Below are 12,649 nucleotides of genomic sequence, written 5' to 3'. Positions count from 1 at the left end.
GATGACCGGCGGGGGCTGGGCGATCAGCCCGGCCCCTCGACCATCCCCACCAGCCCCAGGCTGTTTTCCGCCATCATGCCGATGGCGGGGGAAGGGCTGAAGGCTTGCCGGCCCTCGATCCGGCCGTAATGGATATAATGGCTGACCAGGGCCACCGGGTCATAGCCGAAAACATCCAGCAGATCGGGGTTCAGCACGGCGTAGCTTTCCACGTCGAAGCCGGTCGCCTGCCGTCCCTCCGCCCTTCCATAATTGGCATAATGGCTGACCAGGGCGGCATGGTTCAGGCCGAAGGCGTTGAACAGGTCCGGGTTCAGGGCGGCATAGGCGTCGGCATCAAAGCCCAGGGTAACCCGGCCTTCCGCCTGACCATTATTGACGTAATGGCGGACCAAGGCGGCCTTATCCAGACCGAAGGCGCTGAACAAGTCCGGGTTCAGCGCCGCATAGGCTTCGGCGTCAAAGCCGAAGGTGGGGCGCTGTTCAAGCCGACCATAGGCCTGGTAATGGCGGGTCAAGGCGGGTTCGTCAAAGCCGAAAATCTTGAACAGGTCGGGGTTCAGCGCCGCATAGGCGGCCATATCGGCCCCATGGGTGGCCCGCCCCTCCGCCCGGCCATATTGGATATAATGCCGGATCAGCACGGCATCATCCTGGCCCAGGGCGGCCACGACATCCGGGTTCTGAATGGCATAGGCCTCTGTGGTGAAGAACGGGTCGGTGGCGTCATCATCCATGATGGTGCCGGTGACAATCTGGCTGCTGGCAGCGCCGGGCAGCCGGGCGCCCTTGATATCGCTGATCAGCAGCTGGATTGTCTCATTGCCTTCCAGCAGCCGGTCGCCCAGCACATTGATGCTGAAACTCAGGCTTTTTGTGCCTGCCGGGATGGTCAGCTTCTGATCGGCCACAGCTTTGTAATCCGTGCCCGCTGTGGCGCTGCCCCCGGCGATGTGGACGGTGAAGCTGATATCGGTTGCCGCTGTGGCCGACAGGGTGAAATGATAGACCAGCCTGCTGATGCCGCTCTCCGTGCCGGTGCCACCATCATCCCGTTCCAGCACCGACGCCGGGTTGATGATCAACACCGGGTCGGGGTTGGCGGGCACGGCGACTGTCCGGTCATCGAATTTCAGCCATTCGATGCCGATCAGCGTATCCACCTCCCCATTACTGCCGGTGACGCGGGTTTCCCGGCCTTCACCGCCGATGCTGTAACTGCCGTAGCTGCCGGTGAAAATGGCGGTATCCGTGCCGTCCCCGCCCACCAGCGTGTCATTGCCGGCCCCGCCGGTCAGGCTGTTATCAGCCTTGTTGCCAATCAGCATGTCATTGCCATGGCCGCCCACGGCATTTTCAATGACGCTGCCATAGCCGATGAAGAACTGGCCTTCGGTCAGCAAATGCTCATTCTTGCTGCCAAACCAGCCCCAGCCGCCGTCGCGCAGATCAATGGTCACCGCCTGGGTGGCATCCTGGGCGGTGATCGTGTCATTGCCCCCGCCATCCCAGATGTAACGCCCCACCTCTGTCGACGATAGAATATAGGTATCGGCTCCGCTGCGGACATCCTTGTTGGGGCCATAAATGTAGTGAATGACGGCCAGGTCAAATATGCCCAATTTCTCTACCGGGGTGCCATTGGGCGACAATATTGTATTTTCTGTGGTGTTTTCCGAGGCTGGTAAATTATATTGTTCTCTGTGTTCGCCGCCATGATTATAAGGAATGCTTAACCCAAATACATAGCCGACGCCCATGACGTAGTCGAAAAAGGAGGCGTTGGTTGGGGGCAGCCAGATTCCACCGGCGGTGAACAAGGGCAGGGAGGAACCACCGCTCGACAGGCCAGAAACCGCGAACTGAATGTGCGGGTTGCCGGCGCTGGTTGGCGTTGATGATGAGGTAGACGGAAAGGGGGTTTCAACAAAATCGATATTGGCCACGGCCGACCAGTTGGCCAAGACGGCCCGGGCCAGAGACTTTTCCTGCTCATTGAAGGCACGCGGATTGTATCCAGCAACATAACCGGTGAATTCCGTCCGCCAGCCATAGGTAATCACGGCCTTATTCGGCTGCTCCCGCGCTGTGGATACGGTGTAAGATAGAAGGCTGTTGATGAAATATGGGGCGGGGGAGCCATCACCGACAAAAACGAAATTTTCAACTCTGGAAGCACTCCTCACATAATAGCCATGTACAGAAATAATGGCGGTATCATATCCCCAGCCATCTTCTTCAAGCCAATTATCGTTGGGGTCATCGATTATAAAAGTATCGTTTCCGGGGCCGCCAGCACATGTATCGGCCCCTTTCCCCCCGTCCAAATAATCATCACCAACATCACCCATCAGGAAATCTCTACCGTCACCCCCATAGAGACTGTCATTCCCCGCATAGCCGCGCAGCATGTCATCGCCGGCCCCGCCGATAAGGGTATCATTGCCGGGAAAGCCATAAAGCGCGTCGTTTCCGCCGCCCCCATCCAGGCTGTCGTCACCATCGGTCCCATAGAAAGTGTCCTGCCCATCGCCGCCAACCAGTGTTGAACCGATGACCGGCGCCAAATTGTAGCTGACATCGCTGAGGCCATCGCCCCCATCACCGCCTTTCAAACTTATGGGGGCGAAGGATGGGGAGGGCGCGCCGGGCGCCTTATCCGGAAAGGGGAGCCAGTCGTCTTCCGGGGCGTTCTTGTATGTAACTTGCATCGATTATCTCCTGTTTGGTACAGGGAAACGTCTTATTTGGGATGGAAATTGTCCGATCTGCCAGTTACAGGAGTGTAATCCAAAGTTACTGCAATTGAGCAGCAAAGGTGTCGCACCCCGACCAAAGAACAGGGGGGCGATGCCGAACCGGGAAGGGGGAAACCCTCTTTTATACCCATCAATCGTCGGTGCCAGTATCAGCCGGCTTGGCTACAACACACGAGCAGCGCGGTGGCAGTTGCCGCCGTTCCATTGGTCGAGACGCTTGACCGATTGTATTATATACCCAGAATCCGAAAGAATTCCGGAAGCTAGTTTATAACTGGTGTGAATTTTGATTCGCTCTGGTTATAAGCAATGGTTTTTTGAGCTTGGCGGATCGCACCTATTTTCGAAGGATGATGCGGCGTCAAATCAACAGCGCCGTGTTTCTTGATGAAGAAACGGTGCTTGCGCATCGTTGCCTATATCAGGCGGAAGGCCGGTCGGCATTGAGCGTGAACTGCACCGGGGTGGAGATCGTCGTCGGCTTCCGCGACCGCCGCGACTCATTTTATTTTCCATAACTATGATTATTGATAATTTGTCTGTAGGCGGATGGATTCAATTTAGAAGCGCGACTCTTCTTTATAATCATGTGGTTAGCAATGGAGGCTGCCAGTAGATTCTATTTTGAAGTGCAACATTCGTTTATAAACAGACGGGCGCCGCTCGACAGACTGGTCGGGAATTGATCCTCGACCAGGCCGCCAAGCGCCACCTTATTGCCTGCTGTCACGCTGTCCGATCAAACAGGGCGACCTCTCCCTCAGCTTCTAAGTCCAAGAATGCCCGCGTAAGACTGACCGATTACTTTGGGTGAATAGGTCTGCTGGATCAGCCACTGACCAGCTGCTTCCAACCGATTCCTGTTAACCGGCTCGGACCAGATATGCCGCATCCACCAAGCCGCATGGGAAATATCAGGCTCCGCCCAGATCATCCCTTCCGCGTAGGGATATTCCCCAGGCTCGACGGGGCGGCAATCATGGTCCACCAAGGCGGCCGTACCGGGCAGCGTGAAATCCATGTTGCCGGAATAGCCCGTGGCGATCACCGGCTTGCCCAGCAGCATGGCCTCGGCGAGGCAACGCCCGAACCCTTCGGCCCGATGAAGCGACACGAAGCAATCGGCCGCCTGCAACAGACCCAGCATATCGGACCGCGCCCAGGTACCGTCGATCAGATGGATGCGGGGATCCTGTCGACATGCCTCTTCCAACTGCCGATAGAGCTCCTCGCTCCCCACCGTAGCGCGCATGCCCTTGACGACAAGGGATACCGGCTCATTGCCGCTGGGGAAAGCCTCCCGGAATGCGGCAACGACCGCCAGGGGGTTCTTTCTTGGCATCCCTGACAACCCATCGAAGGCGCAGACGAACAGGAAAGTGCCGTCCCGCGTCCCCAGCCGAACCCGGATATCGGAGGCAGCCCCGGCAACGGTGACAGCCATGGGCATGTGTCGAACCTTGCGTCCGCCAACAGCGCGATAGGCACCGTAGGTAAAGCGGCTGGAAGCCCAGACTTCGTCGACAAGATCAAAGCAGTGACGCCACCCTTCCGGCCATTGCGGCAGTTCCCAGGGCCAGAACCCGATGGTACGTCGGCCTTGGAATATGGCATCGCCACGGTCGGCGTGCAGACGGGCCGTCTCCATAGCGGTCATACAAAAAAGGCTGGTACTGAAGGGCAACCGGTCGCCGATCTGCTGATCCAAAAGTCGGTCACCCTGGCCGATGCCAGAACCGGGCGGGATATCGATAACGGCGAAGGGAATGCCGGCCGCCGTCAGGGCACGCGCCGCTTCCCGCACATCTTCGCCGACACCGAACTCGCTCCGGGCATGACCGATAAGATTAACCCCATCATGACGCAAAGGCACGGACCGCACCGGCTGCACCATCGGCGCTTCAATATCGGCTTCGATAGGCTGCCCCGCTACACGGTACAGCCGTTCGATAACAGGATAACGCTGCAGTCCTTCGCTCCGAAGCCAGGTCCGAAGCGCACCAGCCGCCGGCTCCTGCGACCAGCCGACTTCATATTCATAAAGGAAGCGGGGTGCCACACCCGCCAGCTGGCGGGCGGTTGCGACGTCAAGAGCTTCGATCAGGCCTGTTTCGGTCAAACCATGAACCAGATACCAATGGATGAACTCGCTGACACCGGCCGGTTGGGTAATGTCGATTGCCGCCTGGAGGTCGGCGCGCGCCAGCCAGACCACCTCCATCAACCGTGACAGCGGGATCGCTCCGCCATGCCTGCCATCAACGGGTTGATGCAGCGACGCCAGATCTTCTTGGCTGGTCAATTCCCGCAGGCCCAGTTCATGCAGCCCGCAACCATAAAACCAGACCAACAGGCCCGCCGCCCCCTCGGGACGGTTGACGTCAAACAGCCCCAACAGGTCTGATCGGGAGCGCCAGATCAGCATCGCCAAATGCGGCACCACCAGCGATCCGGTCATGACAGACGGCACGTCCTGGGCAGACAGCTCCGTATATAGTTCCCGGATGACCGCCGGATCGTCGAGGGACGGATATTCCTTGCGGCCCTGGGTCAGCATCCAAAGGTCGAAACGGGAACGATCATTGGCGCAGACGCTGCGCACATCGGGCCGCGACATCCATAAGGTCTGTCGTATCTGCGCCAGACGCTGCTTGGCCTGATGGTTTGTATCGGCGGAATTAATTGTCATAACGTCATTTCCGATTTGGGTTCATGCTTGGCCACCAAGTCACGAACCTGGTTCAGAACATTATTGGGTTCAATGATATATCCGGGGATGCCGGCCGCTGCCGCGGCCTGAACATCCCCATCGCGGTCACCGATCAGGAAGCTGCCCTCCCGTACCACCGGCCAAGCTTCCAGCAGGTCCAGAATCATCCCGGGGGCGGGCTTGCGCCAATCATGGGCCTGTCGGTAGAGTTCAATCGAACCGTCAGGATGGTAGGGACAATAGCGCCAGTCATCAATATGGGCGCCAGCCCTGGCCAGCTCACCCTGCATCCAGGCATGGAGCGTATGGACCGCCGCTTCATCATAGAAACCGCGGGCTACACCGGCCTGATTGGTGACAACAAAGACGAAATAACCCTGCTCGTTCAAATATCGCACAGCCTCCCGCACCCCGGGCAGCCATTCGATCTGGTCAGGCCGGTGGGCATAACCAATATCGACATTCAGCACCCCGTCACGATCCAGAAAGACGGCGGGCCGATGCCACCAGGCCGGAATTTCCGTCTGCGCGCGCTGGAAATCAACCGGTACACCGATATCGATGAAATAGCCCTCGCACAGCTCGCCACCCAGCCGGCCAGAACGTGCCAGGACCGGCAAAATGTCCTGCTCCAGTGAACAGGGCAGCGTGCCAATCATGTCCAGAATGTTCCGGTCCAGCCAATAGATGCCGCCATTGATGACGGCCGGACCGGGCTCACCCGATTTCTCCGCGAAGCGTGTGATACGGCCCTCCGCGTGTTCGACGGTACCATAACGACTGCCATCAGCCACGGCGCGAAGTGCCACCCGGCCCATATCGCCTTCCCGCCAGTCCGCATCGGCCCGCAGCGAGAGATAATTCACATCCAAAAGCGAATCACCGTTAAGCAACAGGAACCGCGGGTCCAGCAGGGAGCGGGCATAGGTCAGTGCCCCCCCGGTTCCTGCTGGTTCCGGCTCGATCACGCAGGTGATTTCCACGCCCAGAATCGGGGCCTTGTCGATTAATCCCTGCATCTGATCAGCCAGATAGCCCGCCAGCAGCACGATACGGCGAAACCCATGTCGGGCCAGATTGGTAATGAGATGCTCCAGGAACGGCACGCCCCCCACCGGCAGCAATGGCTTTGGCGTATGATCGGTCAACTGGCCCAGGCGGGTGCCACGCCCCCCCACCAAGATGACAGCCTGCGGCCCCGACGCGATCTGGGCCTGGACCTGAGCCTGGACCTTCTCTCCTTTAATCCGTGCAATCAATGCGCAAACTCCCCCATCGGCAGACAGGACCATACGAAGCAGTGACAGGGTTGGAAATCAACCTCGCCGGTGAACCTGATCTATCTAACACGATGGGTTGTTCTTTTGCGAAGAGACATGTACCTCTGTGCCCATGATGCTTTGTGGTTGGGACAGGACTGGAAAATGATTCTCGTTACCGGAGCTAGCGGCTTCCTTGGCCGGCACACGATGACCATACTGCGTGCCCGTTATGGGGCGGATGCTGTGGTCGGCGTTTCTTCTGCCGATGCCGATCTGATGCAGTTCGATCAGGTGCTGTCACTTCTGGATCGGGTCAAGCCGGATGTCGTTCTGCATTTTGCCGCCTATTCCGGCGGAATCGGTGCCAACCGCACCTATCCGGCGGATTTCTATTTCCGCAACACGATTCTGACCGCCAACATGTTCGAAGCCTGTGCCCGGCGCGGCATCGGCAAGTTGATCTATCCCATGGGTGGATGCTCCTACCCCGCCAAGGCGACCAGCCCCATCAGCGAGGATCAGCTCTGGTGCGGCTATCCGCAGCCGGAAAGCGCGCCTTATTCCACGGCCAAGATGATGGGCACGGTGGCCGCCCGGTCCTATCGGTTCCAGTATGGGGTGAAGGCGACGGTCGTCATCCCCGGCAACATGTATGGCGAATACGATAATTTCCACCCGCTGGACAGCCACGTTGTCCCCGCCATGGTGCGCCGTTACTACGAAGCGCAGTTGAACGGCCTGGACGAGGTGGTGATGTGGGGCACCGGCACGCCGCAGCGTGATTTCGTCTATGCCGCTGATGTGGCCGCACTGATGCCCTTTTTCATCGATAATGACATCGGTGAAGGGCCGGTTAACCTGTCCTCGGGCACGCGCACCCCGATTAAGGAACTCGCCGAGACCATCGCCAAGCTGGTGAAGTTCGAAGGCCGCATTACCTGGGACACTGAGAAGCCGGACGGCCAGATGGTGAAGATTTTCGCCACCGAGCGGATGGCGCAGCTGGGCCTGTCCTGTCCCACCCCGCTGGAAGCCGGCCTGCGCAACACCATCGACTGGTTTGCCGCCAATTATGCCACGCGCGGTGACGGGCTGCGCCTATGATCTACGTCATCGGCGGCGACGGGTTCGTCGGATCGGCTTATATCCGGCTGCTGGAGCGGCTGGGCCTGCCTCATACCAAGGTGACACGCGCGAATTTCGAGGAGTTGCGGGGCACGTCCTGCGACGTGCTGATCAATGCCAATGGCAACAGCAAGAAATTCATGTCGACGCGCGACCCGTTGTGGGATTTCGATGCGTCTGTCACCAGCGTTGTGCGCAGCCTGGAATATTTCAAGGCAGGGCGATACGTCTTCCTGTCGTCAGGCGATATCTATCCGGAGACGGATACGCCCGAGAAGAGCCTGGAAAGCCAGACCATTGATCTGGCTCGGATCAGCCGCTACGGCCTGCACAAATATCTGGCTGAACAGGCCGTACAGGGTGTGCATCGCAACTGGCTGATCATGCGCATGGGCGGGTTCGTCGGCCAGGGCCTGCGCAAGAACGCGATTTACGACATGATGCAGGGCGATCCTGTCTGGCTGTCGCCCGACAGCAGCCTGCAGTTCATCAACACGGACAGTGCGGCGGCGCTGGTCTGGTCCCTTGTGGGAGCCGGCGTTACGGGCGAGATCATCAATCTTGGCGCGACCGGTACTGTGCGGCTGGCCGATGTACATGCACATCTGGGATCGACCTCCCCCTTCAAGCCAGAAGCGCCGACCATCCGTTACGAGCTTTCACTGGACAAGCTGGCGCGGCTGCACGGATCGACGCTTCCCGACAGCCGGGGCGAGGTATTCCAGTTTCTCGATAATCGCTAAGCCTGGGGCATCCCGAACGGGGTGATGTATGATGAAGGTGATGTGTGTCGTTGGGACGCGTCCGGAAGCCATCAAAATGGCTCCGGTTATCCTGGCCCTGCGGGAAAGCGCGTGGTGCGAGCTGACAGTGGTTGCCACAGCGCAGCATCGCCAGATGCTGGATCAGGTGTTCAGCCTGTTCGGGATTACCGCCGATATCGATCTGAACCTGATGCGGGACAACCAGACGCTGGCGGACGTGACCGCGCGTGCCTTGACGGGGTTGGACAAGGTGCTGGTGGAATGCCAGCCTGACGCTGTGGTTGCCCAGGGTGACACGACCACGGTCCTGGCGACCGCCATGGCCTGCTTCTACCGCCGTATCCCGTTCTGCCATGTGGAAGCCGGGCTGCGTACCCACAATCTGGAGCAGCCCTTTCCGGAGGAATTCAACCGCGTGGTGGCCAGCGTGGTTACGCGCCTGCATTTTGCCCCCACAGATGGCGCCCGGGACCATCTGCTGCGCGAACATGTGCCAGCGGCCAACATCCATGTGACAGGAAACACGGTCATTGATGCGCTGTTATGGATGGCGGCAAAGCAACCGGCCTTGCCGGTTGAGGTCACGCCGGGCCGCCGGTTGATCCTTCTGACAGTGCATCGGCGGGAGAATTTTGGGGAACCATTGGCCAATATCTGCCGCGCGGCGCTGTCCCTGGTCCGCGATAATCCAGATGTTGAGCTGCTTTTGCCCGTCCATCCCAACCCACATGTTAAAGAAACAGTGGGGCGCATGCTGGGTGGGCAAGACCGTATCCACCTGACGGGACCGCTGGAATATGACCAGTTCGTCGCCGCCATGCAGCGCAGCTACCTGATTCTCACCGACAGCGGTGGCGTTCAGGAAGAAGCACCGTCGCTGCGCAAGCCTGTGCTGGTGATGCGGGCGGCCACCGAACGGCCTGAAGCCATCACGGCGGGCGTCGCTTTGCTGATAGGTACGGAGGAAAAGGACATCCGGGAGCAGGCGCAGCGGCTGCTGGATGACGAGAAGCACTATGAAAGTATGGCGTCTGGCGCATCTCCCTATGGCGATGGGGCGGCCACGCAGCGTATCATTGAATTGCTGCACGGATTGTCGCCAGCTTAACAGGCTCTATGAGGTAAACATGACGACAGGGACGTCTCAGAATATCCGTCTGCTCGTTGACAGCCTGGAGTTTGAGGCGGCCCTGGCGCTGATTGCCACGGTGGGACACCCCACCGCTGAGGTCGATTATTTACACGCTTTCAGTCTTATCCAGCTAAAACGAGACCTTGCCTTTGCGTTGCAGCTGCTGGAGCGATCAGAAAAGGGCGGTTTCGCACCCTTTTGGGTGAAGTATATGCAGGCTATATGCCTGAACAACCTAGGCAGGCGGCAAGACGCACTGGTTGCGCTATCATCAGCACTCGGGATTGATGACCAACATATTGGCGCCCGCAAACTGGCGCGTCTTTGGTCCCTTGATATCGTACGCAGTCACTTGCCGGCGGACAGTGAAAACATCATCTCGACCCTCGAACAGTTGCTGACGGTTCAAACGACCACCCCAGCAACGGCACCGGCAGCCATGGTGCATACCGACACCGGCGCGGACAGCATGGCGACGGGTGATGCCTTGATGATTGCGCAACTCGGCAATCCACGGCTGTTCGGGGATCCACTGATCCCGACCCTTCCCCTCCCGGCGGCAGGTACTGGCACGGTCATAACCGCCAGTGGTCTTCAGCCCTCTCGGCATCCGGGTCTGGTCGCCGTTTGCGAGCGACTGATGGGACGTCGGCTCAGGGTTTTAGATCTGGCTTGTGGAGAGGGTGGGCTTGTCCTTGATTTCCTGCTGCGGGGGCATCGCGCGGCTGGCCTGGAAGGCGACGAGCTTTATCGGCGACGGCAGAATGGCCAATGGCGGATACTGCCTGACCATCTGCATGTCGGCGACTTACGGGCCATGACCGGCGGCTTCGGCGAGGATCGCTTCGATCTTGTCATCGCCTGGGACATCCTCAACAAAGGACCGGTGGCTCAGCTGGAAGGCATCCTTCGACTGGTATCTGATCATTTCCTCGCGCCGGATGGGCTGCTGCTAGGCTGGGCGCCGCCTGGCACTGACGGCGACGGGACCGGCGTCGGCTGGCTGAGCGCGGCAGTGGCGGCCGGCCTGTGCCGTCGCCGCCCGCCTGTCACCAGCGAAGAATTGCCGGGTCTTCCCGGACTGGTTCCCGTCTTCCACTCCCGCCCGCAAGCCGTCCCCCTCGTTCAGCAGCCTCATACGCCGGTTCGGATCGTCCGAAGCCGAAACGGCTTGCCGGCCCTGCGCGAAGAGTATCGGGATGATCTCCCCCGGGTGGCTGTCATCTCCGTGCCCAAGGCCGGCACTTATCTGGTCGGGCATCTGCTGAAGACCTTAGGCTATATCGACACCGGCGCCCATGCCGGGGTGGGGGGATTCGATGATTACCGCGGCCTGCCACCGGAAGAGGCCAAGCGAGGTGGTCCCCATCTGGCCCGCCATATCGGGTTATCGGAGCTGACGCGGCTGGTGCAGGGCGGACAGTTTCTTGTCGGCCATATTTCCTGTACCGTCGGCGATCGCCGTGATCTTGACGGGTTCAGGAAGCTCCTGCTGCTGCGCGACTTGAGGGATGCCGTCGTATCGCACATGCGGTTCTTGGCCGATGCCGGGCGCGCCGTGGGTCAGGATTGGGTAAAAATTCCCTATGGCCCGGAGCGGTTGGTACAGTATCTGCGTACAGCGGGCCACATTTATATGCAGATGGTAGCCGATGTCCGCCCGTGGCTGGAGGTACCCGATATGCTCACGGTGCGATTTGAGACGCTGATGGGCGACCATGGGGAGCGAGAGGCCGCAGCGACTATCAAAGCATTGTCCGCGCATATTGGACTGCAAAAGACGCCGCCCTGGGACAGCATTCGCGGCCAAGTTCTCGGGCAGCCGACCAAGACCTGGTCCGGCCAGCGGAGCCGCCGGGATGGCCTGTGGACAGCGGAGGTGGAGAGCGCCTTCGCGGCACTGGGCGGGCGAGAATTGAACGTTGCTATGGGATATGGCGCCTAATTAGGATTTTTTTCTTTACATTGACGTCTATTATGCGAGGATGGTTCTGCATGGTGCCGATCCAGGTGATCGTCACACCATAAATCGTCCACCCTGAAACGGCCCGCCGGCACAACCGGCGGGCCGTTTGCATTTTGGAGAGATCGCCTGTGAACACCTTTCAACTTGCCACTGACAGCATGGGACGGCCCCTGCCCGTTCCACCGCCCTGCTCTGCGAGCGTCGCCGCCATACTAACGGCCGGCACGCCGCGGCTGATTGCGGTGCCCGCCGACGCCAGGTTGGTGCTGTTCAATGCAACACAAGCCTTCTGGGCCAGTTTCGGCGCGGCCGCAACGCTGCCCACGGCCGACATCCTGGACGGCAGTGCGCCGGAACTGAACCCTGCTGCTCGCCGTCTGGAAGGCGTTACCCAAATCGGACTGGCGGCAGCGACCGACGCCATTGTCAATCTCCTGTTCTATCGGTGATCCCATGCAGACCCTGTTCAATCTGCCGACCATTCCAGCCGCCCTTCCTACCCGTAACCCGGTATTCACCGGACAGGTGACCCTGTCGGCGGGCAGCAGAACAAACCCAGCAATGGGTTTCAACGGGGACTCCGATACCGGCATATATCAGCCGTCCGCCGGTCTGTTGGCCCTGCTAGCGGACGGCACGGAAACCGTCCGCGTAACGGCCAGCGCCGTCAGCCTTGGCGGTGTGCCTGGTGCCGAGGCACTGCGCGCAACCCAGCTACCCAACGCCGTCAACCGCGTGGAGGTCCGCGGCGCTGCCACAGGCGGCGCCGCCAGTATCCAGACCCAGGGTAATGATGCTGATATCAACCGTAAGCGTCAGCCGATGCCCGTCTTGCGGAACGTCTGATAACTGAGATTCTGCCGCCCCCTGATTTGGTGGTGGCGGATGGTGGGAATTTTGGAAATGGACGGTCTTGGGAGTGCTCGTAAGA

The 12,649-nt window shown here is 59.7% G+C and carries 11 protein-coding genes; 8 read left to right on the top strand and 3 right to left on the bottom strand.

The features are described 5' to 3' along the window. Positions 1 to 23 precede the first annotated feature (23 nt). Positions 24 to 1,622 (bottom strand): M10 family metallopeptidase C-terminal domain-containing protein, encoded by a 1,599-nt coding sequence (locus PCJ49_RS23930; RefSeq protein WP_269913189.1) that lies wholly within the window; start codon positions 1,620 to 1,622, stop codon positions 24 to 26. 573 nt (positions 1,623 to 2,195) lie between these two features. Between PCJ49_RS23930 and PCJ49_RS23925 the strand changes: the two genes are divergently transcribed. Continuing rightward, on the top strand, positions 2,196 to 2,549 hold the full coding sequence (locus PCJ49_RS23925; RefSeq protein WP_269913188.1) for a hypothetical protein: 354 nt from the start codon (positions 2,196 to 2,198) through the stop codon (positions 2,547 to 2,549). Between the two features lie 533 nt (positions 2,550 to 3,082). Next, positions 3,083 to 3,277, top strand: coding sequence for a hypothetical protein (locus PCJ49_RS23920; RefSeq protein ID WP_269913187.1), 195 nt, complete (start codon positions 3,083 to 3,085; stop codon positions 3,275 to 3,277). A gap of 242 nt (positions 3,278 to 3,519) precedes the next feature. Here the strand turns inward: PCJ49_RS23920 and PCJ49_RS23915 are convergent, their stop codons facing one another. Further along, positions 3,520 to 5,316 carry a glycosyltransferase family 4 protein gene (locus tag PCJ49_RS23915; protein ID WP_269913186.1) on the bottom strand — a complete coding sequence of 599 codons (1,797 nt, stop codon included), beginning with the start codon at positions 5,314 to 5,316 and terminating at the stop codon, positions 3,520 to 3,522. 128 nt (positions 5,317 to 5,444) lie between these two features. After that, complete coding sequence (locus PCJ49_RS23910) at positions 5,445 to 6,647, bottom strand: HAD-IIIA family hydrolase (RefSeq protein ID WP_269913199.1); 1,203 nt, start codon at positions 6,645 to 6,647, stop codon at positions 5,445 to 5,447. Positions 6,648 to 6,893: 246 nt separating this feature from the next. Between PCJ49_RS23910 and PCJ49_RS23905 the strand changes: the two genes are divergently transcribed. The 6 genes from PCJ49_RS23905 (at position 6,894) to PCJ49_RS23880 (ending at position 12,564) form a co-directional block, all read left to right on the top strand. Next, positions 6,894 to 7,835, top strand: coding sequence for an NAD-dependent epimerase/dehydratase family protein (locus PCJ49_RS23905; protein WP_269913185.1), 942 nt, complete (start codon positions 6,894 to 6,896; stop codon positions 7,833 to 7,835). Further along, entirely contained in the window at positions 7,832 to 8,599 is a 768-nt protein-coding gene (locus PCJ49_RS23900; protein ID WP_269913184.1) for an NAD-dependent epimerase/dehydratase family protein, read from the top strand. The genes PCJ49_RS23905 and PCJ49_RS23900 overlap by 4 nt, the downstream gene beginning before the upstream one ends. A gap of 76 nt (positions 8,600 to 8,675) precedes the next feature. Continuing rightward, positions 8,676 to 9,728, top strand: coding sequence for a UDP-N-acetylglucosamine 2-epimerase (non-hydrolyzing) (gene wecB / locus PCJ49_RS23895; protein WP_269913183.1), 1,053 nt, complete (start codon positions 8,676 to 8,678; stop codon positions 9,726 to 9,728). Next, positions 9,667 to 11,697: a class I SAM-dependent methyltransferase gene (locus PCJ49_RS23890; RefSeq protein ID WP_269913182.1), complete on the top strand. Its 2,031-nt coding sequence runs from the start codon at positions 9,667 to 9,669 to the stop codon at positions 11,695 to 11,697. Before wecB ends, PCJ49_RS23890 begins: the two co-directional genes overlap by 62 nt. Before the next feature lie 149 nt (positions 11,698 to 11,846). After that, entirely contained in the window at positions 11,847 to 12,167 is a 321-nt protein-coding gene (locus PCJ49_RS23885; protein ID WP_269913181.1) for an NAD/NADP transhydrogenase alpha subunit-like protein, read from the top strand. 4 nt (positions 12,168 to 12,171) lie between these two features. Next, entirely contained in the window at positions 12,172 to 12,564 is a 393-nt protein-coding gene (locus PCJ49_RS23880; RefSeq protein WP_269913180.1) for a hypothetical protein, read from the top strand. Positions 12,565 to 12,649 lie beyond the last annotated feature (85 nt).

This window comes from Niveispirillum sp. BGYR6, assembly GCF_027568365.1.
Classification (GTDB): Bacteria; Pseudomonadota; Alphaproteobacteria; order Azospirillales; family Azospirillaceae; genus Niveispirillum.
This window is presented reverse-complemented; position numbering and strand designations above follow the sequence as displayed.